Source organism: Streptomyces sp. NPDC006872, from assembly GCF_040635845.1.
GTDB lineage: Bacteria > Actinomycetota > Actinomycetes > Streptomycetales > Streptomycetaceae > Streptomyces.
In genome coordinates this window covers 91,924-114,729 of record NZ_JBEYIL010000022.1, presented here as the reverse complement: position 1 = coordinate 114,729, position 22,806 = coordinate 91,924, and the positions used below count along the sequence as shown (strand labels likewise).

Sequence of the window (22,806 nt, the reverse complement as noted above, 5' to 3'; positions counted from 1 at the left end):
TCTCAGCGCCCGGCGCGCACCCCGTCCAGGGCGATGGCCAGGACGCGGTCGCGCTGGGCGTCGTCGGTGAACGTCGTCGCGGTGATGCCGGCGACCAGCCGCAGCAGATCGCCGAAGTCCATGTCCTTGCGGGCCGCGCCGGCGTCCTGGGCCCGCTCGAACAGCGGTCCGCCCGCCGCGTACATCGACTCGCGGCAGGCCCCGAAGATCTCCGACTCGTCCTCCAGCGCCTCGCGCACGGCCCGCTTGGTCACCATGTAGCCCGTGAACCGCCCCAACCAGGCCGTCAGCGCCTCCCACGGGGGCAGGTCGCCGAGTTCGAGAGCCGCCTGGCACAGCGCGTTGACCTCGTCCGCGTAGACGCTCTCGAACAGGGCCCGACGGGTCGGGAAGTTCCGGTAGAGCGTGCCGATGCCGACGCCGGCCCGGCGGGCGATGTCCTCCAGCGAGGCCTCCGAGCCGTTCTCGGCGAACGCCTCGCGCGCGGCGTCCAGCAGGGCGTCGTAGTTGCGGGCGGCGTCCTTACGGTGCGGGCGCTGGGCGGCGACGATCTCGCCGACGGGGAACGGCTGGGCCGTCACTGCTGCCTCCTGGGCGGACTCGGTTGAACCGGAGGGGTGCCTCCGCTACAGTGGAGGGGTGCCTCCACTTTAACAGTCGAAGGCCCCGTGCGCCCTCCCCCCATGCCTCCTTTCGCCCTTTCATCCTTTTTTCCGGTTTCCGGGTTTCCGGGTTTCCGAGAGGCTTCTCATGCCCCGCAAGTCCACGCGCCTCACGTTCGCGGTCCTCGCGACCGGTGCGGGCGTGTTCTCCATGCTCCAGTCGCTGATAGCACCGGCTCTGCCCACCGTCCAGCACGCCCTGCACACCTCGCAGTCCACCGCGACCTGGGTGATGACCGCCTACCTGCTGTCCGCGTCCGTCTTCACGCCGATCCTGGGCCGGGTCGGCGACCTGATCGGCAAGAAACGCACCCTCGTCGCGGTCCTCCTGGCCGTCCTGGCGGGCTGTCTGCTCGCCGCGCTCGCGCCGAACATCGGCGTCCTGATCGTGGCCCGGGTGATCCAGGGCATCGGCGGCGCCCTGTTCCCGCTCTCCTTCGGCATCATCCGGGACGAGTTCGCCCCGTCCCAGGTGCCCGGCAGCATCAGCAACCTGTCCGCCGTGATCGCGGCCGGCGGCGGGGTCGGCATGGTCGCGGCCGGACCGATCGTCTCCGCGCTCGACTACCGCTGGCTGTTCTGGATCCCCGTCGGCATCGTGGCCGCCGCCGCCCTGATCGCCCTGCGCTATGTGCCCGAGTCGCCCAACCGGGCCGAGGGCAAGGTCAGTTGGCTCGGCGCGGTGCTTCTGTCGGGCTGGCTGGTCGCCCTGCTGCTGCCGCTCAGCCAGGCGGGCAGCTGGGGTTGGGGCTCGGCCCGCGTGATCGGACTGTTCGCCGTGGCGGTGGCCCTCTTCGCGCTGTGGCTGACCTTCGAGGCCCGCTCGCGCAACCCGCTGATCGACCTGAGCATCATGAGACTGCCGGCCGTGTGGACCACGAACCTCGCCGCGCTGCTCTTCGGCGCGGGCATGTACGCGATCTGGTCCTTCCTGCCGGGCTTCGTCCAGACCCCGAGCACGGCCGGCTACGGCTTCGGCGCGAGCGTCACCGCCTCCGGGCTCCTCATGCTGCCGATGCTGGTCGCGATGTTCGTCTCGGGCGTGCTCAGCGGACGGCTCGAACCCCGCGTCGGCGCGAAGGCGCTGCTGACGACCGGCGCCGCACTCGGCGCGCTCGCCCTGGGCTTCCTCGCGCTCTGGCACGACGAGCAGTGGCAGGTCGCCTTCGTGGCGGGCGTGTTCGGCCTCGGCATAGGTCTTGCCTTCGCCTCGATGGCCAACCTGATCGTCGGCAGCGTCCCCGCCGGACAGACCGGCGCCGCCACCGGGATGAACGCCAACATCCGCACCATCGGCGGCTCCATCGGCGCGGCCGTCACCAGCGTCCTGGTCACCGGCCGCCTCCAGCCGTCGGGCCTGCCGTACGACTCCGGCTACACCCACGGCTTCACGCTGCTGGCCGTGCTCTGCCTGGGCGCCGCGCTCGCCGCCCTGCTGGTTCCGGTCCGCCGCGCGGGCCGCCCCTCGCAGCCGGCCGCACACGGGACGCCGACCGCGGCGCCCACCCCCGTACGGTAAGGTTCACCTGCGTGTTCCCGCAGCTCCCCGCCGCGGAGACATCGCGGGACGTGGCGCAGCTTGGTAGCGCACTTGACTGGGGGTCAAGGGGTCGCAGGTTCAAATCCTGTCGTCCCGACTCGAACGAGTCGCAGGTCAGGGGCGGTTTCGGAGGAATCCGAGACCGCCCTTTGATCATTTTTGGGAATGCCGCACCGGCGGCTGTGATCCCACGCGGGCGTTTCCTGCGCGCGGTCTGCCGGTGTCGCGCACAATCTCGTCAGCGTGAACGAGTACGAATTCGGTTCACTCCGCGTCGGCGACGACCGAGCCCACCCGTCCGGCCAGGCCGGGGTCACGGCGCACCAGGAGGGTCGCGTAGCCGACGGCCGCGACCAGGGTGGCCAGCGCCGCATACGGGAACCAGCTGTACGGGGCGGGCTGGCCGGGCTTGGCGAGGTAGTAGAGCGGAACCAGGATGGCGAGGGTGCCGATCGCGGGCAGCACGAGGTGCCGGACGGTCCGGAACTCCTGTGGGCGGTATCTGCGGTAGTACAGCGGCAGGGCGATGTTGGACGCGAGGTAGACCAGCAGGATCAGGATGGCGCCCAGGCTGGAGGACTCGGTGAAGAAGACCACGGGGTTCATCGAACCGCCGTCGGACCCGAGCAGATGGCCCAGGCCCCAGCCTCCGATGATCAGCAGCGCGGTGGCGGCGAAGGTGACGATCGCATTGTTCGGCGTACGACGGGTGGGGTGGACGTAGCCGAAGAAGGACGGCAGCAGTCCCTCGCGTCCGGCGTTGAACACCAGGCGGGCCTGGGAGTTGATGCCCGCGATCAGTACGCCCAGGGTGGAGGTCAGGCCGCCGATGTAGGCGAGGAGCGCCAGCGCGCCGAGCGTGTGGTGGGCGACGTCGATGAAGGGGATCCGGGAGGCGCCGAGCCGCTCCACGTCGTAGCCGAAGCCGGTCACCGTGGCGTAGGAGAAGAGTATGTAGCTCACCGTCATGATCGCGACTGAGGAGAACACGGCGCGGCCGACGTTGCGCCGTGGGTTCTCCGTCTCCTCTGCGAGTGCCGCCGAGTTCTCCCAGCCGATGAACAGGTACACCGCGAGGGGGAAGCCGGCCGCCAGCCCTTTGAGGCCGTGGGTGAGGTGGTCGGGCTGGAACGGGGCGGCGGAGAGGTCGCCGCGGTGCTCGACGATGGCCGCGACCGAGACCACGACGAGCACCAGCATCTCCACGCCGAAGAAGTAGCCGGCCCACTTGGTGGAGACCACGATCCCGCGCAGCATCAGCACCACCGACACCCCGGTCAGCAGCAGTGTCCAGATGATCCACGGCAGGTCGACGCCCGTGTAGTGGTGCAGGGTGATCTGTACGAAGCCGCCCGAGATCGCGATCACCGAGGCCATCGCGATGATGTAGCCGAGTCCGGCCAGCAGGGCCGTGGTCACCGCGCTGACCGGCCCGAACGTCCGGCCGACGAAGGTGGTGAAGCTGCCCGCCGAGGGGTGCGCCCGGGAGAACTCGGCCAGCGTGTTGCCGAGCAGCGCGACCGCCACCCCCGCCGCCACGATGGTCAGCGGGGACGCGACCCCCGCGGTGGTGGTGAGGAAGGCGAAGCCGAAGAAGAAGCTCATCGCCGGGCCGACGTTGGCCATCGTGGCGGCGGCGATGTCCGCCATGCCGAGGACGCCGCCGCGCAGCCGCTGGGGCGCGTCGGCGACGGGGCCCGACGTCGACGACGGGCCGACAGCTCCGGGGTCCGGCATGGCGACAGCTCCTTCTGCGGGGTGGCGACACAGGGAAGGGAGGGGAGAGATCAGTGCAGGCCGGCGTGCCGGTGTGCCTTCACCGCGTGTACCGCCGGGTCCATCGCGCCGCGGGTGAGTTCGTCGAGCAGGTCGGCGTGGCAGCGGTTGCGGGCTTGGACGACCGCGGGGTCCGGCGCGGGTCCCAGCAGGCACTGCCGGCCGAGCAGGTCGGCCGCGAACTCACGGATTCCGGCGCCGCCGAGGGCCTCGGCGAGGTCAAGGTGGAAGCGGGTCTCCAGTTCGAGCAGCCGGGCCGGATCGTCGGCCTGGTCCATCTCCTCGACCAGTGCCCGCAGTCCGTCGAGCCGTCCGTCCGGTATCTCGCCGGTGCTGTGCGCCACGAGACCGCATTCGAGCAGCAGATGGAAGGAGTCCAGCGAGGCCGCCTCGTCGGCGTCGTGCAGTACGGCGACGATCGCGTCCCAGTCGGCGGCGACGAAGGTCCCGCCCGCCCGGCCCCGACGGCGGTCGAGCAGGCCGTCCTGGCACATGGCCTCCAGCGCGCGGCGCACGGTGATCTCACTGATCCCCAGCTCCTCGGCGAGGACGCCCGCGTCCGGCAACCGGTCTCCCGGCGCCACGGACCTCAGACGCACCCGCAGGGCGATCCTGGACCGGACGAGCTCCGCTCCCGTGGGGCCCCGGCCGGCCAGGACGCGGGTGTCCCATGCCCCGCCGACCGGCGCGGACCGCGCGGGCACCGGCTGGTTGTAGGGACCGAACTTGCCCGCTGCATTCACCACGACGCCACCCTAACGGCCTGTCGAGCGCGGGCAGGGCCCACGGCGACGGCCTCAGCACGGAGGGTTCTCGCGACCATGCCGCGGTGTGGTGCATGGGGGCTCCCCAGGGGACCGGAATACGGGGACGACACGGGGTGACACGGCGGCATCCACGGGGGACGGAAGGCGCCGTGCGCGCTGCACGAAAAATAGAGCAGGGTGAACAGTTAAACAAGTCTTGTTCTTTTAGATCGTACTGAACTAATTTCCAGGGGCCCTGGTCCGCACTCCCTCCATGGATGTCGAGATGACCACAACCGTCCCCAAAAGCCCTCCCACGGAGCCCCAGTCCGGCCTGCAGGCCGGACTGAAGAGCCGCCATCTGTCGATGATCGCGATCGGCGGTGTCATCGGCGCCGGCCTGTTCGTCGGCTCCGGCTCCGGCATCGCCGCCGCCGGCCCCGGCATCCTGATCTCGTACGCCCTCGTCGGCGTCCTGGTCGTTCTCGTGATGCGCATGCTCGGTGAGATGGCCGCGGCCAACCCCACCTCCGGCTCGTTCTCCGCCTACGCCGACCGCGCGCTGGGCCGGTGGGCTGGCTTCACCATCGGCTGGCTGTACTGGTTCTTCTGGGTCGTGGTGCTCGCCGTCGAGGCGACCGCCGGGGCCAAGATCCTGGCCGGCTGGATACCGGCGGTCCCGCAGTGGGGCTGGGCCCTGATCGTCATGATCGTCCTCACCGCCACCAACCTGGCCTCGGTCAGCTCCTACGGCGAGTTCGAGTTCTGGTTCGCCGGCATCAAGGTCGTCGCGATCGCCGCGTTCATCGTGGTCGGCGGTCTCGCCATCTTCGGCCTGCTGCCCGGCTCGGACCACCCGGCGTCCGGCTTCTCCAACCTCACCGCGCACGGCGGATTCCTGCCCAACGGTCCCGGAGCGATCCTCACCGGCGTCCTGATGGTCGTCTTCTCCTTCATGGGCAGCGAGATCGTCACGCTGGCGGCGGGCGAGACCGCGAACCCGCGGGCCGCCGTCACCAAGGCCACCAACAGCGTGATCTGGCGGATCGCGGTGTTCTACCTGGGCTCGATCCTGATCGTGGTGTCGCTGGTGCGCTGGGACGACCCGGCGATCCTCAAGGACGGCTCGTACGTCTCCGCCCTCAGCTCCGTCGGCATCCCGCACGCCGGCCAGATCATGAACGCCATCGTGCTGACCTCGGTGCTCTCCTGCCTCAACTCCGGCCTGTACACGGCCTCGCGCATGGCCTTCTCCCTCGGCCGCCGCAGCGACGCCCCGGCCGCGTTCGGTCGGACGACGGACCGTGGCGTCCCGCGTTCGGCCATCCTCGCCTCGGTGGTCTTCGGCTTCGTCGCGGTCGCCTTCAACTACCTGTGGCCGGACACCGTCTTCCAGTTCCTGCTCAACTCCTCCGGCGCGATCGCCCTGTTCGTCTGGCTGGTGATCTGCTTCTCCCAGCTGCGGATGCGCAAGATCATCGAGCGGGAATCGCCGGAGAAGCTGGTCGTCCGGATGTGGCTCTACCCCTACCTGACCTGGGCCACCATCGCCCTCATCACCTTCGTCCTGGGCTACATGCTCACCGACACGGCCGACGGCGGGGGCCGCGACCAGGTCGTCCTGTCCACCTTGGTGGCCTTGGCCGTGGTGGCCTTCGCTGTGGTCCGCCAGCGCCGGGCCACCCGGAACGGGACACACACGCCGGACCGCGTCACGGCGGCCTAGGGGGAAGGAGCACCCGCTGCCGCCCCGCCGCGGTGGTGGCTTGAGCCTCCCCGGCCATGGCTCGACGGGAACGGCACTGCCTGGCTGTGCGACGGCACAGCCAGGCAGTTTGCGCTGGATTTCCAACTGGAGCGAGCAACGCCGAGCGAGAACGCGCTGCGACGGCGCTCACCCCTCTCCCCGGGCAGCCTTGCTCGTGGCCCCATGCCAAGCAGACCGCCGCCGAACTGCGCTCCAACAGGGACCTCGCCCCGCTCGTGAAGAAGGTCTGGCCGTGAGGGTCGCGCGATAGGCGGGCCGTAGCGCGTCGGCGATCGACCGCAGGTTGCCCGGCAGCTTCTTGCCGGCGTTCATGGCCCCGTAGGCCGCTTTGATGGCGCCGCAGCGCCGGTGGGTCCAGGACACGTGGATGGCGGCGAGGGCCTGGGCGGTACCGGTGGCGAAGGCGTAGAGGGTGCCGCCGGTGAGCGCGCCGTGGGTGGCGGCGGCAGAGCTGTGACATGGGGGGCAAGGGGTCGCAGGTTCAAATCCTGTCGTCCCGACAGGAAAGAGTCATCGCCCCTGGTCGAAGTCAAACCCACCGGGCCTGTCCTCGATGTCATCACGCCGACGGAGGTGGAAGGCAGGTTCGAGATCCGCGAGGAGGTCGAGCGGGTGCTGATCCGGAATCGCAAATTCAGTGTGCTGATCAAGCAGGAACGAGGGAAGGCGCCCTCGGATTCGCTCCTCGGATTCGCGCGCTCAGATTCGCCATTCGATTCACCGGAACTCGTGGGTCACCGTTATCTCGCCCACGATATGGGAGTTGAACTCGTCCAACTCCTCGGCCGGCACCCACAATTCCAGGATCGTCCGGCCGCCCGCCTGTTGGACCGGGTAGCGGCGCAGGAACTCCGAGTCGACCTCGAAGCGGGTGACATAGCCGGCGCCGTCGTGTTTGACGTTCCAGTCGCGGGCGATCTTGACGGCGTAGTCCTCGTCGAGGACCGGGTAGAAGATCGGCTGCTCGGGGAGACGGGGCGGCCAGGCGCGCCAGGCGAGGTCGCGCACCAGCTCCAGCTCCTTGGGGCCGGTGGGGCGCCACAGGGTCGTCGTCGCTCGGGGTGCGGTCACGGACATCGCCTTCTCGGGTGGTCGGGCTTCGACCGTATCGACCGGTTCGATGCCGCTGCCAGCGACTTTCCGCCCCCTGGGACGGCTGACGGCTCCTACCGCTCTTCGTAGCGGGCGACGACCTCGGTGAGGTAGCCGCGCAGCATCGTCTTCGCCTCGTCGAGGAGGGCGGTGTCGCCCTCCGGGGCTCGGCGGAACGCCTCCTGGGCCAGTGCGTCGGCGGTGAGGATCGCGGCGGTGGCGGCCCTCGTGAGGGCCTCGTCGTCGCGGGCGACGCCCAGTGCGAGCAGGACGCGGCGGATCCCGTCGGCCATCCGGTGCTTGTGCTCGCGGTCCGCGGCCCGGGTCCGCTCGGTCAGCCCGCTGCCGAACCACAGGGCGCGAAAGCCGTGTTCGGTGCGGTAGACGTGGGCGTACGTGTCGACGAGCACGCCCACGGGATCGTCCCACCGCTCCTCGGACGCCGCCCGGACCAGATCGTCCATGACGGCTTCCAGGCGGGCGAAGTAACCCGTCGCCAGGGCGTCGATGATCGCGCCCCGGTCGGGGAGGTACTGGTACAGCGAGCCGACCGACACCTTCGCCTCGGCCGCGACCCGCGTGGTGGTGAGCGCCTCGACGCCCTCGGCGACCAGGATGCGCTCGGCGGCCTCCAGCAACAGGGCCAGCCGGGCCTTGCTGCGTGCCTGCCGGGGGGTGCGGCGCAGGGGGGTTCCGTCGTCGGAGCCTGCGGTCGGCTGGGCCAAGGAAACGTCTCCAAACCTGAACGTGACTTTGTTTCACGTTTACGCTACCTTCGCGCCCATGACCGCCTCAAGCTCGGCGCCGAGTCAGGAGCGGACCGCCGTCGCGGACGCCTGTCGGCGCCTGGGGGCCGAGGGCCTCCTCATCGGCACGGCCGGAAACGTGAGCGTCCGGGTCGAGGACCGGGTCGCCATCACCGCGACCGGAGCGGTCCTCGAACGGCTGACCCCGGACCAGGTGACCGTGGTAGACCTCGACGGGAAGATCGTGGCCGGGGAGCTGCGGCCGACCTCGGAACTGGATCTGCACCTCGGCGTCTACCGCCGCTACGGCACCGGCGCGGTCGTCCACACCCACGCCCCGATGTCCACCGCCGTCTCCTGTGTGCTCGACGAACTGCCCTGCATCCACTACCAGTTGCTCGCACTCGGCGGCACCGTGCGCGTCGCGCCGTACGCCACGTTCGGCACCCCCGAACTCGCCGAGTCGGTGATCGCCGCGCTCGACGGCCGCAGCGCCGCCCTGATGGCCAACCACGGTGCTGTCACCCACGCGACGACCCTCGACAAGGCCGTCGAGCACGCATTGCTCCTCGAGTGGGCCTGCGGCGTCTACCAGCGCGCGGCCGCCATGGGGAGGCCCCGCGCCCTCGACGAACGGCAGCAACTCGCGGTCGTCGAGGCCGCGATCGCCCGCGACTACGGAACCACCCACCCCGTACCACCCGCGCAGGAGGAAAGCCGATGAAGGGGGAGCCGATGAAGGGGGAGCAGATGAAGGTCTTCACGATGGGCGTGCACGTGCTCGACGTACTGGTGCGGCCCGTGGAGGAGATACCCGAGGGCCAGGGCGCGACGCTCGTCGACGACATCCGGATGACCGCCGCCGGAACCGCCGGCGGCACCGCCCTCACCCTCGCCAAACTGGGCGCCCAGGTGCGCAGCGCCGGCGCGATCGGCACCGACCCGACCGGCGACATGCTCGTGCAACTGCTCCAACGGGCGGGCATCGACACCGAGTTCCTCGTCCGCCGCACCGACACCGCCACCTCCGCGAGCGTCCTGCCGATCCGGCCCAACGGCGACCGTCCCTCGCTGCACCTCCTCGGCGCGAACATCACCTACGGCCTGGACGACGTCCCCTGGGACGCCCTCGCCGAGGCCACCCATCTCCACCTCGGCGGCCCGGAGCTGATCGGCGTCGACGTCGCGACGCGCATCCTGTCGTACGCCAAGGAACACGGTGTCGTCACCTCCGTGGACCTGCTCGCCCCCGGTGTCCTCGGCAGCTTCGAGCAGCTCGAGGCGGCCCTGCCCCACATCGACCATCTGCTGCCCAACGAGGACCAGGTCCTCGGCTTCACCGGCGAGAGCGACCTGCTGACGGGCGCGCGCAAGCTCCTCGGCGCCGGTGCGGGCGTCGTCGCCGTCACCCGCGGCGGCGACGGCGCGCTCGTGGTGACCGCGGACGGCGCGGAACCGGTTCCCGCCTTCGTCATCGACGTCGTCGACACCACCGGCTGCGGCGACGCGTTCTCGGCGGGCTATCTGCGAGGCGTGAGCCTGGGCCGGACGCCGAGCGACGCCGCCGTCCTCGGCAGCGCCGCCGCGGCCCTCGTCGCGCAGGGGCTCGGCAGCGACCACGGCGACTTCGACCTCGCCGCGGCCGACGAGTTCGCCGCAACGCAGAAGTCCCGCACCTGAGTCGAGATCAGGAGATCACCTGTTTCTCGGAGTGGTCATGGAAGCCGCGGCCGGACTTCCGGCCGAGCAGCCCCGCCTCCACCATGCGCAGCAGCAGTGGCGGCGGGGCGTGCAGCGGATCCTTGAAGTCGGCGTACATGGACTCGGCGATGGCGGTCAGGGTGTCCAGGCCGATCAGGTCGGCCAGGCCCAACGGCCCCAGGGGGTGGGCGCAGCCGAGGACCATGCCGGTGTCGATGTCCTCCGCCGAGGCGTGCCCGGACTCCAGCATCCGGATCGCGGACAGCAGGTAGGGCACCAGCAGGGCGTTGACCACGAAACCGGCCCGGTCCTGGGCGCGGATCACCCGCTTGCCCAGGACTCGGGTGACGAAGTCCTCGGCCCTGGACTGGGTCTGAGGTGCCGTCAGCAGTGACGGCACGATCTCCACGAGCTCCAGCACCGGCACCGGGTTGAAGAAGTGCACGCCGATCACCTGGTGCGGGCGGGCGGTGGCCATGCCCAGTCTCATGATGGGGAGGGAGGAGGTGTTCGACGCGAGGAGGGCGTCCTCCCGGGCGACGATCCGGTCGAGCTCGGCGAACAGCTCGACCTTCACCTTCTCGTCCTCCGTCGCCGCCTCCACCACCAGGTCCCGGTCCGCCAGATCGGTGAGGGCGGTGCTGACCCGGACGTGGGCCAGCGCCTCGTCCCGCTCCGCGGCCGAGAGCTTGCCGCGCCGGACACCGCGGTCGAGCGAGGCGGCGAGCCGGGCTCGGCCGGCCTGTGCCGCGCCGGCGCTCACCTCGTGGACGACGACGTCCAGCCCGGCGCGGGCGCAGACCTCGGCGATGCCCGCACCCATCAGACCGCACCCGACGACCCCGACCCGCCGGATGTCGGCCGTCGGCCGTGGCGCGTCGGTCACCGGAAGGCCGCCTGCCCCGTCAGGGACTGGCCGATCACGAGGGTGTGCATCTCCACGGTGCCCTCGTAGGTGAGGATCGACTCCAGGTTGTTGGCGTGCCGGATGACCGGGTACTCCAGCGAGATGCCGTTCGCGCCCAGGATCGTGCGCGCGGTCCGGCAGATGTCCAGTGCGGCACGGGTGTTGTTGAGCTTGCCGTAGCTGACCTGCTCGGGCCGCAGCCCGCGGTCGTCCTTGATCCGGCCGAGGTGCAGCGCCAGCAGCGTGCCCTTGGACAGTTCGAGGGACATGTCGGTCAACTTGGCCTGCGTCAGCTGGAATCCGCTGATCGGACGGCCGAACTGGACCCGGTCGCCGGCGTAGGCCAGGGCCGCCCGGAACGACGACCGGGCGGCGCCCATCGCGCCCCAGGCGATGCCGTACCGGGCCTCGTTGAGGCAGGACAGCGGGCCGCGCAGCCCCCGGACCTCCGGCAGGACGGCTGTCGACGGCAGCCGTACGGAGTCCAGGACCAGCTCGCTCGTCACCGACGCCCGCAGCGACATCTTGTGCTTGATGGCCGACGCCGAGAAACCGGGGGTGTCCGTGGGGACGACGAAGCCGCGGACGCCGTCGTCCGTGCGGGCCCAGACCACGGCCACGTCGGCGACCGAACCGTTGGTGATCCACATCTTGCGGCCGTCCAGGACCCAGTCGCCCCCGCCGTCCCGACGGGCGACCGTGCGCATGCTGCCGGGGTCGGAGCCGGAGTCGGGCTCGGTGAGGCCGAAGCAGCCGATGGCGGTGCCGGCGGCCAGCCGCGGCAGCCACTCCTCCTTCTGCTCCTCGGAGCCGAAGGCGTGGATCGCGTACATGGCCAGCGAGCCCTGCACGGACACCAGGGAACGCAGCCCGGAGTCGCTGGCCTCCAGCTCCAGACAGGCGAGCCCGTAGTCGACCGCGCTCATCCCCGCGCAGCCGTACCCTTCCAGGTGCATGCCCAGCAGGCCGAGTTCGCCGAGCTCCTTGGTGAGTCCGCGGATGTCCTCGATCGCCCCCTGCTCGAACCACTCGGCGATGAACGGGTCGACGCGCCGGTCGCAGAAGGTGCGCACCGCGTCGCGCACGGCGCGCTCGTCCGGGGTGAGCAGGCTGTCGAGTTCGAGGAGGTCGAGGGGGTCGGCCGGGCGCCCGGCGTGCGGTGCGTGCATGGTCGGTCTCCAGAGAGGGGTCGAAGACGGGTCGGGGTCAGGCCGTCGGGCTGATGATGAAGTTGCTGAAGCCGCCGTTGCGCTCGGCGATGCCGCTGATGGCGTGGTTGACCTGCTCCAGCGGGAACACCTGGTGCTCCAGCGGGCTCAGGTCCAGCAGCCCGGCCCCGGCCATGTCGGCCATCGTCTGGCCCTCGGCGGAGGTGAACCACGCGGAGCCGATCAGCCGCAGCTGCTGGTCCATCATCCGGTGGATGTCGATCGGCAGATCACCGGCGACGGCGCCGATGTTGACGGCGATGCCACCGCGTGCCATCGCCCGCATGCCCGCCCGGAACGTCTCGTGCGGGGCGCCGGGGCCGAGCGCGTCGATGTAGATGTCCGCGCCGTAGCCGCCGGTCTCCTCGCGCACCCACTCGTCGAGCGGGCCGTCGTCCAGGGAGTGCAGGTGCAGTCGGCCGCCCGCCAGCTTGCCCACCTGGTCGAGCAGGTTCCTGTCCCGGCCGGTGCCGTACACATGGGTCAGGCCCATGGCGGGTGCGAGGAGCGCGGCGGCGATGCCCAGGGTGCCGCTGATGCCGTTGATGAGGATCGTCTTGCCCGGACCGGCCTCGGCCTTGCGCAGCGCCGAGTACATGGTGCCGATGTAGCCGAAGCGGGCGGCGGCCTCGAAGGACAGCGAGTCCGGCAGCTTCACCAGGCTGTACGCCGGGGCCACCATGTACTCGGCGAGACCGCCCTGGTAGCGGTCGAGCAGGTCCAGGGCCGTCGGGGAGAAGCCGAAGTAGCCGGCGAAGGCGTAGCTGGCGCAGTTGATCGAGTCGCCGCCGCGGCAGGAGCGACAGGAGCCGCAGGAGCGGCCCGGGTTGACGTACACCCGGTCGCCGACCTCGAAGCCCTCGACGCCCTCGCCGACCTCCTCGATCACACCGGCCGGGTCGAGGCCGAAGATCGCCGGCAGGGTGGGCAGCGGGCTGTGCGGGAACCAGGTGGTCCACATGTTCAGGATGTTGGCGAGGTTCGGAACGATGTTGACGGCGTGGACGGCCACGCGGACGTCGCCGCGGCCGGGCTCGGGAACCGGGAGTTCCTCGAGCTTCATCGGCTCGCCGACGTGGTGCATCCGCGCGGCTCGCATGGTCGCACTCATGGCGTCTCCTCGGGGTGAGGGTAGGGAGGGTGAGGGTAGGGGTGGGCGAGACGGCACCTGTGACGGTGCGGCCTCCGATGGTTTTGTGCGGTTGTGGTCAGTCGTCCAGCAGAGTCGCGAGGCGCGCCCGCTGGAGCTTTCCGGTCGCCCCGCGGGGCAGTGCGGGCACGACGCACAGGCGCCGGGGCCACTTGTGCCGGGCGAGCCGGCCGTCGAGGTGACCCCGGACGTCGTCCAGGGTCGGGACGTCGGCGTCCGCGGCTGCGTCGGTGACCAGGAAGGCGGTCACGATCTCGCCCCAGACCGGATCCGGCGCTCCGGACACCGCGACCTCGACCACGCCGGGGAAGTCCGCGAGGGCGTTCTCCACCTCGGCCGGGTCGACGTTCTCGCCGCCGGTGATGATGGTCTCCTTGAGCCGGCCGACGACCGTGAGCCGGCCCTCTGCGTCGAACCGTCCCCGGTCGCCGCTGTGGAACCAGCCCTCCGCGTCGGTCACCGGCACCGGCCCGGCGGCGGTCCGGTACCCGGACGCCACCGACGGTCCGCGCACCCAGATCTCGCCGGGCACGTCGACCGGGACGGGAGACCCGGCGGCGTCCACGATCATCAGCTCGACCTCGGGGACGGGGGAGCCGGTGGAGGCGGCCGGCTCGTCGGGCGCGGAGTAGGTGACGCCCGCGCCGGTCTCCGTCAGACCGTAGGAGTTGACCACGCCGATCCCGCGGGCCCGGAACTGCTCGCGGACGGCGGTCCGGGCCGGCGATCCACCGGACAGGATCCAGCGCAGGGTGTCCAGGTCGCCGCTGCCGAAGCGCGGGTGGCGGGCCAGCAGGGCGGACATGGCGGGCACCGCGAAGGCGCAGGTCACGCGGTGGTCGCGGACCAGGTCGACGAACAGGTCCGGGTCGAAGCGCGGGGCCAGGACGACCGTCCCGCGCCGCGCCCAGGTGATCTGCGGAAGCCCGCCGAGGACGGCGACATGCGCCAGCGGGGTGGCGATCAGCGCGGTGTCGTCCTCGCCGAAGGGCATCCCGGCCAGGCCGCCCGCCAGGCTCCGGCACAGGTTGTCATGGGTCAGCGCGACGCCCTTGGGACGCCCGGAGGTGCCCGACGTGAACGCGACGACGGCGACGTCGGACCCGTCCGGGGCGGCCGGCAGGGGAGCCTCGGGCCCGTCGTCCCCCACGGGGTGCAGGTCTTCCCAGACGAGCCGCAGTCCCGCCCCCGCCGCCGGGAACCCCTCGTCGGCGACCACGGCCACCGGAGACGTCTCCTCGCAGACGACCGCCAGCTCGCCCCCGGCCGCCTGCGGGTGCAGGGGAACGAGCACGGCGCCCATGCGCGTCACCGCGAACAGCGTGATCAGCGCCTCGGGCCGGGCCGAGCCCTGCATCACCACACAGTCGCCCCGGCGCACCCCGTGCTTGTCGAGGCGGGCGACGGTCCGCCGGACCGCCGACTCCAGTTCGGCGTAGGTCCAGGTGCGGTCCTCGAAGACGAGGGCGGTCCGCGCCCCGGCCTCGACCGCGCTGACGGCCAGATGAGCCCCGAACGTGTGCGTCATGCCCGCACCTCCGCCGCGCGTCTGGCACGGGCGAGCGCGCCGAGGGTCGTTCCCGCCAGGTCGTCGGCGGACACCGGGGTCCGCCGCTCCAGCAGGCGGCGCGCGGCCAGGTGCTCGGCGGGCCAGTTCAGCGTCTCCACCGCCGCCAGCAGACCACCGCGGAAGGCGTACGCGGCCAGCCGCTCGGGAACGTCGCCGACGCACAGCCGTACGTCGTCGGAGGGCGCCCGAAGTCCGGCGATCTGCAGCTTGACGGCGCCCTGGTCGCTCCAGAACCACGGCAGGCTCTCGTACCGGGCGGGCGGCTGTCCGGCGAGGCGCCGGCCGACCAGCGCGCCCTGGTCGGTGGCGTTCTGCACGGACTCCAGCCGGACCGGCCCGTCCGCGTGCGGATGGGGATGCCGGGCGCAGTCGCCGACGGCGAAGACTCGTGGGTCGGAGACCGACCGGAGCTGCTCGTCGACCAGGACACCGTCGTCCACCGCCAGTCCGGCCGCCCGCGCCAGCTCGTCGCGAGGGGCGGCGCCGATGCCGTAGACGACGAGGTCGGCGGGGAGGACGGCGTCCGACGTGACGACCCGTTCCACCCGGCCGGAGCCCTCCAGAGCCAGTACGGAGGTCCCGGTGCGGATGCGGACGCCGGCCTGCTCGTGGCGCTCCCGCACATGTGGCTCCACCTCGGCCGAGAGCGCCCGGCTCAGCAGCCGGTCGGCGAGTTCGACGACGGTCACCCGTGCGCCGTGGGCCCGGGCCACCTGGGCCAGTTCGAGGCCGATGAAGCCGCCGCCGACCACGACCACGTCACGGGCCGTCGTCAGGGCCCGGCCGACGGCCAGCGCGTCGTCGAGCGAGCGCAGGGCGTGGACGCCGGCCAGGTCGGCGCCGGGGACCGGGAGCGGACGGTTGCGGGCGCCCGTCGCCAGCACGAGGTGGGCGTAGGTCACGCTCCGGCCGCCGCGGGTGCGGACCGTGCGGGCGGCGGGGTCCACGGCGACGACGTCGTCACCGAGCCGCAGCTCGATGTCCCGCTCGGCGTAGAAGGACTCCGGGACCAGCGAGACGCTCAGGTCGGCGGCCTCGGTGTGGGCCTTCTTGGACAACGGCGGCCGCTGGTACGGCAGATGGGGCTCGTCGGCGAACAGGGTCACCGGGCCGACGTAGCCGGCGGCGCGCAGCGTGGAGACGACGCTGAAACCGGCCTGTCCGCCGCCCACCACGACCACGCCTTCGGAGTCGCTCGTCATACCTGCTCCTCGGGCACGTGGACCACCAGGCCGTCGAGGGTGTCGGAGAGCTGGATCTGGCAGCTCAGCCGACTGGTGGGCCGGCGTTCGGCGGCGGTGAAGTCCAGCATCTCGTCCTCGACGTCGCCCGGCGCTCCGGCCAGTTCGGACCGGCCGGGGTCGAGGTAGACGTGGCAGGTGGCGCAGGAGGCGTTGCCTCCGCACTCGGCGACGATGCCCTGCACGCCGTTCGAGACGGCCGCCTGCATGAGCACGGTCCCCGAGGCGGCGGTGACCTTGCGTTCGGTCCCGTCGGGCGACCGGAAGATGACGGTGGGCATGAAGTCCTCCCGAGGGGACGGCTCAGGCTGCTTGCCAGGTGACGTTCAGCGCGGTCGGCCCGCGGAACACCCAGCCGTCCAGAGGGCTCTCGGCTCCTTCGGCGAGCCGGAGTCCCTTGAGACGGCTGAAGAGGAGGGGCCAGGCGATCGCGCTGACCTCGTGGCGCGCGACCCACGCGCCCATACAGAAGTGCGGACCCCCGCCGAAGGCGAGATGCGGGCGCTGCGGCCGGTCCAGGTCGAACTCGTCGGCCCGCTCGAACACCGACTCGTCCCGGTTGCCCGAGGCGATGACCAGGGCCACGCGGCTCCCGGCGGGGAGGGTCACCCCGGCGATCTCGTACTCCCGGGTGAGCTGGCGCGGGTACATGCCGATCGGCGAGATCCAGCGGGCCGTCTCCTCGAAGACCCGCTTCCAGCTCGCCGGATCCGCGAGGACCCGGTCCAGCACCGCGGGACGGTTCAGCAGCGCCCAGGCGCCGACGCCGAAGACGTCCCGCGGCTCGTTGACGCCACCGCCGATGATCACCTTGACGTTGTTCTGGATCTCGGCGAGTTCCACCGGCCCGTCCGCGTGGACCATGGCGGAGATCACCGAGCCGTCGGGCTCGCGCCGGGCGGCCTCGGCTGCCTCCGCCACCGCCGCCTCGATGGCCGCGGTCGCCTGTTCGGCGCGCAGCCAGACGTCGGGGTCGTCGGCGTAGTTGCTGTTGCCGGCCATCATCGCCCGCGACCAGTCGGCGACGTCCTCGGCGCTCGCTGTGCCGAGGCCCAGCACCAGCGCCAGGTTGGCGGCCACGAGCGGCTCGGCGAAGTCGGCGATCAGGTCGGCCTCGCCGCGGCCGGCGATCCGGTCGAGGAGGTCGTGCGCGGTGCGCTCGAAGGAGGCCGCCCACAGGTCGCGGACCTGGCGCGGGCGGGTCGGCGGCTCGGCGGCGGACCGCAGCCGCCGGTGGTGCGGGTCGTCCTCGCGCAGCATGTTCGGGCCGACCGTGCGCAGCAGCAGCGAGCCCTCCTCCCGCGAGCTGAACACCTCGGGCAGCTTCTCCGCGTGGACGATGTCCTCGTACCGGGTGAGCAGGTGGCGGCCGACCGAGGGGACCCAGGCGAGCGGGGCGCGGCGGCGCAGCTCGGCGTAGGCGGGGTAGGGGTCGCGGCGCAGGTCGGCGAGGTCCAGGTCGACGACCGGAGCGCCGGGCGCCGCCGTCGTCAGGGGGCTCATGCGGTGCCGCCCGCGCCCATCAGGACGAAGAACACCGTGGCGGGCTCCGTGCCGTTGTTGCGCCAGGCGTGCCGGGTGCCGTTCTGCACGACGAGGTCGCCGGGGCCGAGCACCGCGGCCTCGCCGCCGTCGAGGTCGAGGACGATCTCGCCGCTGAGGACGACGCCGTAGTCCACGGTCGGCGTGGTGTGCATGCCCGGGTTGTCCGGCTCGAACAGCTCGGCCAGGCCCGGGGTCGCCTCCAACTGCTCGGCGCCGGCGGCCGCGGGGTCCCAGCCCGGGTCGGCGTAGACACTGGCCGGCGGGAAGGTGACGGTCAGGGCGATCGTCTCGCCGGGGGCGGGGACGTAGGACTTCAGGGACTCCGTCGGGTCGTCCGACGGGGCGGCGGGAGCCGTCGTGTTCCACACCAGGGAACGGGCGAAGCCGGGGGTGTGGGTGTACTGACGGGTGACGGGCGGCTCGCCGTCGCTGACGATCACGGGCTTGCCACTGGAATCGACACCGGTGACGACACGACGGACCATGATTCTCTCCCTTGAGAAACCAACCTACTGTTAGATGCTTGACGGTAAAGGTTCTGACTGTTTTCCAGGGGTGTGCCTCGGCGGCTCCGGGCACGAGTCGGTGAGCCGGTTCCCCAGGCCCGGTCACTCCGCGGGCGGGGTCTCCTGGTTCACCAGCGTACGCAGCAGATGCACCAGTTCACTGAGCTGGTCGTCGCGCAGGACGCTCGTCCAGGCCCGCTCGCGCTTCGTCTGGGCCTCGATGGCCAGCCGCAGCGTCTCCTGGCCCTCCGGGGTGAGCTCGACCGCCAGCTGACGGCGGTCGGTCTCGACCCGTTCCCGGGTGACCAGCCCGCGGCTCTCCAGGGTCGCCAGCGCGCTGGAGATGGAGGCCCGGGTGGAGCCGGAGACCCGGCCGATGTCCTGCTGGCCGAGCGGGCCGTAGACCCACAGGGCGTTCAGGATCCGGAAGCCCGCCCAGGTCAGGCCCAGCGGCCGGTGGACGTGCTTCTCGAAGTCCTTGGTCAGCCGGGCTTCGAGGCGGGTGAGGTCGGTGACCATCTCGATGGCGTCGAGGTCCCTCGGCTCGGTCGTGCCGAGCTCGCGGTGGTGGTGGCGCAGGAGCTCCGAGAACTCCCGGGTGCGCCTGGCTCCCGCCGTGCCCGGCTCGCCTACGGTGTCCGTCACGATCTCCCGCCCTTCCGTTCGGTTCAACCGGCGACGACCGGGTTGACCATGGTGCCGACCCCGGTGACCTCGGTCCGCAGGACCTTACCCTCGGTGAGGTACAGCCGCGGGGTGCGGCGGACGCCGCAGCCGGCCGGGGTGCCGGTGAAGATCAGGTCGCCGGGCTCGAACGTGACCCGCTTCGACAGCCAGGCGATCAGCTCGGGCACGCTGAAGATCAGGTCCGAGGTACGGCCGCGCTGCACCTCCAGGTCGTCGACCCAGCCGGCCACCTCGATGTCGTCGGGGTCGGCGAACTCGTCGAGCGTCACCAGGTACGGGCCGATCGGGCTGAAGGTGTCGTACGACTTCGGCAGGGTGAACTGGTTGATCGGCTTGCGCCACTGCTCCTTGCGGTCGCTGATGTCCTGACCTGCGGTGACACCGGCCACATGGGACCAGGCGGCGGCCTCGGGGATGTTCTTGCCCGCCTTGCCGAGGACGACCACGAGCTCGGCCTCGAAGTCCACCTTGTCGTAACTCGCCTCGACCACGATCGCGTCGTACGGGCCGACCACCGACGAGGCGAACTTGGCGAACACCGACGGCTCGTCCGGGACCGGAAGGCCGGACTCCTCGGCGTGCGCGCGGTAGTTCAGGGCGACCCCGATGGCCTTGTAGGGCTTGGCGACCCGGCCCAGGTCGGCCGGCCGGAACGGCTTCCAGTCCGCGTCGGCGGCACGCTCGGCGAGGGCGCGCAGCTCGTCGTGGAGGGCGAGGTCGCAGAGCACCTCGAGACGCGGCTCGATCGCTCCCTTGCTTGCCTCCGCGATGTCCAGGGCTCGGTCGTCGCGGACGACGACGGGGCGGCCGGCGAGGTTGGCGAGCTTCATGCGGCTTCTTCCTTCTGGTCACTGGGCAGGGGCAGGGGCAGGGCGAGGTCGCCCTCCACCTGGACGCCGAGCGTGTTGATGACGGTGGCGATCGTCAGGTACTGGCCGACGGTGTAGAGGACGTCGATGACCTGCTCGGTGCTCAGCCGGTCGGTCAGTCGGCTCCACAGCTCGTCGTCCACGCCCTGGTGGTCCAGGATCGAGTCGGTGGCGGTGAGCAGGACCCGGTCGACCTCGTCGAGACCGTCGAGGCGACCGGTCGCGGCGGCCAGGATCGTGTCGTCGGAGAGCCCGGCGCGGCGGGCGATCCGCACATGCTGGTCCCACTCGTAGGCGGCCTGCGCACGGGCCGCGATCCGCAGGATCATCAGCTCGCGGGACGGCAGCGGCAGGGTGTTCTTCCCCAGCACGTGGTTGCCGAAGACGATGAAGCGGCGCAGCGCGTCCTCGTGGTGGGCGAGGGTCGCCCAGATCGTGTAGATCCGGCCGTCCCCGTCGCGGTACGGCGCCAGCGACGCCAGTGTCTTCTCGTGCAGCCCGCTCTCGTCGACGGGCCGCAGGCGGGCCTTCTCGGGCACTACTCCCGGCATCGGGAACCTCCTCGGCTCGATGACGTCAACGTATTCGTATGACCCTTGACCGTCAAGGGTCTAACAAATACGGTCTTGGACATGACGATCCAGAGCCTTGGGTACGTGGGCATCGGTACGCCCGACCCGACAGCATGGGCGGAGTACGCCCGCACAGTGATAGGCCTCGCCGTCGAGCCCGGGGAGTCGGTCGACTCCGTGCGCTACCGCCTGCGCATGGACCAGCACCCCTTCCGGATGTGGCTGACCGAGGCGCCGACCGGCGGTGTGACGGTCATCGGCTGGGAGGTCCGCGACCCCACGGCCATCGACGAGATGACGGTGCGGCTGAAGGAGGCCGGCGTCGACGTCTCCGTCGGCACGGACGAGGAGTGCCGGGACCGGCAGGTGGCCCGGATGGTGCACTTCACCGGCCCGCTCGGCATCCGCACCGAACTGTTCTGCGGCCGCCGGCTCGCCCCGAGCCAGTTCGTCTCACCGCTGGGCGTCGACTTCGTGACCGGGGAGCAGGGGCTCGGGCACGTGGTGATGAAGACCCCGCGCGTGCAGGAGGCGGTCGACTTCTACTGCGACGTCCTGGGGTTCCGGCTCAGCGACACCGCCGACTACCCCTGGGGGACCTTCCACTTCCTCGGCTGCAACCCGCGCCACCACAGCATCGCCTTCATCCGCTCGTACAAGAACGAGGGCACCCACCACATCCTGTGCGAGGTGACCAGCCCGGAAGAGGTCGGCCGCGCCCTCGACCGCACGCGTGAGCACGACGTGAAACTCATGGCCACGCTCGGCAAGCACGCCAACGACGGGATGTTCTCCTTCTACATGACCTCGCCGGCCGGCTTCGGCATCGAGATCGGCGCGGGCGGTGTGCAGGTCGACGAGAGCACCTGGGTCAGCCGGGTCTACACCGCCGACATCTGGGGCCACCACCCGGTCGACTGACTCGCCTGCCGTTCCCCCTCCCCCCGACGTCTCTCGCAGAAAGCGGGCCGCATCCATGCTCCAGAGCTACCTGAAGGACACCTGGGTCACGCCCACGGACGACGCGGCGGCCGACGTGCACGACGCGGTCACCGGGGACCTGGTCTGCCGGGTCTCCTCCGCAGGCCTCGACCTCGCCGGGGCGTTCGACCACGCGCGCCGCACCGGCGGCCCCGCGCTGCGAGCCCTGACCTTCCACGGGCGCGCCGACCTGCTGGACGCCGTCGCCGCGGCCGTCCGCGCCCGCCGCGAGGAGCTGTACGCGCTCTCCGCCCGCGCCGGAGCCACCCTGAACGACGCCCGGTACGACGTCGACGGCGGCATCCGCGTCCTGCGCGACTACGCCGCCCGGGCACGGGCCGAACTCCCCGACGCGCCGCACCTGGTCGAGGGCCCCGCCGAACGCCTCACCCGCGGCGAGGACTTCCTCGGCGTCCACCTGGTCACGCCCTCCCCGGGTCTGATGCTCCAGGTGAACGCCTTCAACTTCCCCGTCTGGGCGCCCCTGGAGAAGCTCGCGCAGGCCGTGCTCGCGGGCATGCCGAGCGTGGTGAAGGCGGCCACGCCCACCTCGTACCTCACCGAGCACCTGGTCCGGATCGTGACGGAGGCGGGCGTCCTGCCGCCCGGGGCCCTGCAACTCGTCGTCGGCTCGGCACGGCCCGCGCTCGGTCTGCTCGGCGAACAGGACGTCCTGTCCTTCACCGGCTCCGCGGCCACCGCCGCGACCCTGCGCACCCACCCGAACGTGGTGGCCCGTTCGGTCCGGTTCAACGCGGAGGCGGACTCGGTCAACGCGATCGTGCTGGCCCCGGACGTCCTCCCCGGCTCACCGCTCTTCGACGCGTTCGTGCGCGAGGTGGTGACCGAGATGACGGTCAAGGCCGGTCAGAAGTGCACCGCGATCCGCCGCGTCCTCGTCCCCGGCGCACAGGAGTCCGCCGCCCTCGACGCGCTCTCCGCCGCGCTGGCCGGGGTCACCGTCGGCAACCCCGCCGCGGAGGGCGTCACGATGGGCGCGGTCGTCAGCCTCGCACAGCGCGACGACGTCCGCCGGGCCGTGCGCACGATCGCCGAGTCCGGCCGCTTCGTGCACGGCGACCCGGAGAAGGTGCGCGTCGTCGACGCCGACCCCGAGCGCGGGGCCTTCCTCGACGCCCTTCTCCTCTCCGCCGACCCGGACGCCGCCGCACCCCACGAGGTCGAGCCGTTCGGCCCGGCGGCGACGGTGCTGGCCTACCGGGACACCGGGCACGCGGCGGAGCTCCTCGCGCGCGGCCGCGGCAGCCTCGCCGCGTCCGTGGTCGGCGACGACGTCGCCTGGACGACCGCCTTCGTCGCGCAGACGGCGGCCTGGCACGGGCGGCTGCATCTGCTGGACTCCGTGAACATGTCCCTGACCACGGGCCACGGTTCACCGCTGCCCGCCCTGCGCCACGGAGGGCCCGGACGGGCCGGCGGGGGATCGGAGCTGGGCGGGATCCGGGGAGTGGTGGACCTCATGCAGCGGACGGCCGTACAGGGGTCGCGGCGCACGCTGGACTCACTGGGGGCGTAGCG

The 22,806-nt window shown here is 71.5% G+C and carries 22 protein-coding genes and 1 tRNA gene; 7 read left to right on the top strand and 16 right to left on the bottom strand.

Features of this window, described 5'->3' with window-relative positions:
- Positions 1 to 2: 2 nt before the first annotated feature.
- Positions 3 to 581, bottom strand: a complete 579-nt coding sequence (locus ABZ725_RS44130) for a helix-turn-helix domain-containing protein (protein ID WP_358807999.1) — start codon at positions 579 to 581, stop codon at positions 3 to 5.
- Positions 582 to 750: 169 nt separating this feature from the next.
- Between ABZ725_RS44130 and ABZ725_RS44125 the strand changes: the two genes are divergently transcribed.
- Both ABZ725_RS44125 and ABZ725_RS44120 read left to right on the top strand, forming a co-directional pair.
- Positions 751 to 2,181, top strand: coding sequence for an MFS transporter (locus ABZ725_RS44125; RefSeq protein ID WP_358807998.1), 1,431 nt, complete (start codon positions 751 to 753; stop codon positions 2,179 to 2,181).
- Positions 2,182 to 2,225: 44 nt separating this feature from the next.
- Positions 2,226 to 2,299: transfer RNA gene (locus ABZ725_RS44120), tRNA-Pro, on the top strand.
- Positions 2,300 to 2,466: 167 nt separating this feature from the next.
- On the opposite strand, the gene ABZ725_RS44115 is transcribed toward ABZ725_RS44120, so the two are convergent.
- Both ABZ725_RS44115 and ABZ725_RS44110 read right to left on the bottom strand, forming a co-directional pair.
- Complete coding sequence (locus tag ABZ725_RS44115; RefSeq protein WP_358807997.1) at positions 2,467 to 3,939, bottom strand: APC family permease; 1,473 nt, start codon at positions 3,937 to 3,939, stop codon at positions 2,467 to 2,469.
- Between the two features lie 50 nt (positions 3,940 to 3,989).
- The gene (locus ABZ725_RS44110; protein ID WP_358807996.1) at positions 3,990 to 4,724 is read right to left on the bottom strand and encodes an FCD domain-containing protein; all 735 of its coding nucleotides are present in this window, start codon (positions 4,722 to 4,724) and stop codon (positions 3,990 to 3,992) included.
- A 286-nt stretch (positions 4,725 to 5,010) separates the two neighbouring features.
- On the opposite strand from ABZ725_RS44110, the gene ABZ725_RS44105 reads away from it, so the two are divergent.
- Positions 5,011 to 6,450, top strand: coding sequence for an amino acid permease (locus ABZ725_RS44105; protein WP_358807995.1), 1,440 nt, complete (start codon positions 5,011 to 5,013; stop codon positions 6,448 to 6,450).
- Between the two features lie 759 nt (positions 6,451 to 7,209).
- Here ABZ725_RS44105 and ABZ725_RS44100 read toward each other — a convergent pair.
- Both ABZ725_RS44100 and ABZ725_RS44095 read right to left on the bottom strand, forming a co-directional pair.
- Positions 7,210 to 7,569 carry a hypothetical protein gene (locus ABZ725_RS44100; RefSeq protein ID WP_358807994.1) on the bottom strand — a complete coding sequence of 120 codons (360 nt, stop codon included), beginning with the start codon at positions 7,567 to 7,569 and terminating at the stop codon, positions 7,210 to 7,212.
- An 89-nt stretch (positions 7,570 to 7,658) separates the two neighbouring features.
- The gene (locus tag ABZ725_RS44095; protein WP_358807993.1) at positions 7,659 to 8,309 is read right to left on the bottom strand and encodes a TetR family transcriptional regulator; all 651 of its coding nucleotides are present in this window, start codon (positions 8,307 to 8,309) and stop codon (positions 7,659 to 7,661) included.
- A 58-nt stretch (positions 8,310 to 8,367) separates the two neighbouring features.
- Between ABZ725_RS44095 and ABZ725_RS44090 the strand changes: the two genes are divergently transcribed.
- Together ABZ725_RS44090 and ABZ725_RS44085 are read left to right on the top strand one after the other, a co-directional pair.
- Entirely contained in the window at positions 8,368 to 9,054 is a 687-nt protein-coding gene (locus tag ABZ725_RS44090; RefSeq protein ID WP_351912158.1) for a class II aldolase/adducin family protein, read from the top strand.
- 26 nt (positions 9,055 to 9,080) lie between these two features.
- Entirely contained in the window at positions 9,081 to 10,010 is a 930-nt protein-coding gene (locus tag ABZ725_RS44085; RefSeq protein WP_358808056.1) for a carbohydrate kinase family protein, read from the top strand.
- 7 nt (positions 10,011 to 10,017) lie between these two features.
- Here the strand turns inward: ABZ725_RS44085 and ABZ725_RS44080 are convergent, their stop codons facing one another.
- The 11 genes from ABZ725_RS44080 to ABZ725_RS44030 all read right to left on the bottom strand — a co-directional run bounded on the left by ABZ725_RS44080 (position 10,018) and on the right by ABZ725_RS44030 (position 20,265).
- Positions 10,018 to 10,917, bottom strand: a complete 900-nt coding sequence (locus tag ABZ725_RS44080; protein WP_358807992.1) for a 3-hydroxybutyryl-CoA dehydrogenase — start codon at positions 10,915 to 10,917, stop codon at positions 10,018 to 10,020.
- Complete coding sequence (locus ABZ725_RS44075; RefSeq protein WP_358807991.1) at positions 10,914 to 12,107, bottom strand: acyl-CoA dehydrogenase family protein; 1,194 nt, start codon at positions 12,105 to 12,107, stop codon at positions 10,914 to 10,916. The genes ABZ725_RS44080 and ABZ725_RS44075 overlap by 4 nt, the downstream gene beginning before the upstream one ends.
- Before the next feature lie 37 nt (positions 12,108 to 12,144).
- Positions 12,145 to 13,257, bottom strand: coding sequence for an alcohol dehydrogenase catalytic domain-containing protein (locus tag ABZ725_RS44070; protein ID WP_358807990.1), 1,113 nt, complete (start codon positions 13,255 to 13,257; stop codon positions 12,145 to 12,147).
- 97 nt (positions 13,258 to 13,354) lie between these two features.
- Complete coding sequence (locus tag ABZ725_RS44065) at positions 13,355 to 14,824, bottom strand: AMP-binding protein (protein ID WP_358807989.1); 1,470 nt, start codon at positions 14,822 to 14,824, stop codon at positions 13,355 to 13,357.
- Positions 14,821 to 16,068: an FAD-dependent oxidoreductase gene (locus tag ABZ725_RS44060; RefSeq protein ID WP_358807988.1), complete on the bottom strand. Its 1,248-nt coding sequence runs from the start codon at positions 16,066 to 16,068 to the stop codon at positions 14,821 to 14,823. Before ABZ725_RS44060 ends, ABZ725_RS44065 begins: the two co-directional genes overlap by 4 nt.
- The gene (locus tag ABZ725_RS44055; RefSeq protein ID WP_351912147.1) at positions 16,065 to 16,388 is read right to left on the bottom strand and encodes a 2Fe-2S iron-sulfur cluster-binding protein; all 324 of its coding nucleotides are present in this window, start codon (positions 16,386 to 16,388) and stop codon (positions 16,065 to 16,067) included. The genes ABZ725_RS44060 and ABZ725_RS44055 overlap by 4 nt, the downstream gene beginning before the upstream one ends.
- Positions 16,389 to 16,410: 22 nt before the next feature.
- Entirely contained in the window at positions 16,411 to 17,610 is a 1,200-nt protein-coding gene (locus tag ABZ725_RS44050; protein WP_358807987.1) for a cytochrome P450, read from the bottom strand.
- Positions 17,607 to 18,137 carry a cupin domain-containing protein gene (locus ABZ725_RS44045; RefSeq protein ID WP_358807986.1) on the bottom strand — a complete coding sequence of 177 codons (531 nt, stop codon included), beginning with the start codon at positions 18,135 to 18,137 and terminating at the stop codon, positions 17,607 to 17,609. The genes ABZ725_RS44050 and ABZ725_RS44045 overlap by 4 nt, the downstream gene beginning before the upstream one ends.
- A 123-nt stretch (positions 18,138 to 18,260) precedes the next feature.
- Entirely contained in the window at positions 18,261 to 18,803 is a 543-nt protein-coding gene (locus ABZ725_RS44040; protein WP_358807985.1) for a MarR family transcriptional regulator, read from the bottom strand.
- 23 nt (positions 18,804 to 18,826) lie between these two features.
- Entirely contained in the window at positions 18,827 to 19,675 is an 849-nt protein-coding gene (locus ABZ725_RS44035; RefSeq protein WP_358807984.1) for a fumarylacetoacetate hydrolase family protein, read from the bottom strand.
- Positions 19,672 to 20,265 (bottom strand): carboxymuconolactone decarboxylase family protein, encoded by a 594-nt coding sequence (locus ABZ725_RS44030; RefSeq protein ID WP_358807983.1) that lies wholly within the window; start codon positions 20,263 to 20,265, stop codon positions 19,672 to 19,674. The genes ABZ725_RS44035 and ABZ725_RS44030 overlap by 4 nt, the downstream gene beginning before the upstream one ends.
- Before the next feature lie 81 nt (positions 20,266 to 20,346).
- On the opposite strand from ABZ725_RS44030, the gene ABZ725_RS44025 reads away from it, so the two are divergent.
- Both ABZ725_RS44025 and paaZ read left to right on the top strand, forming a co-directional pair.
- A complete protein-coding gene (locus ABZ725_RS44025) occupies positions 20,347 to 21,207 on the top strand; it encodes a VOC family protein (RefSeq protein WP_358807982.1) in 861 nt (286 codons plus the stop codon).
- Between the two features lie 55 nt (positions 21,208 to 21,262).
- Positions 21,263 to 22,804, top strand: coding sequence for a phenylacetic acid degradation bifunctional protein PaaZ (gene paaZ, locus ABZ725_RS44020; RefSeq protein ID WP_358807981.1), 1,542 nt, complete (start codon positions 21,263 to 21,265; stop codon positions 22,802 to 22,804).
- Positions 22,805 to 22,806: the final 2 nt, after the last annotated feature.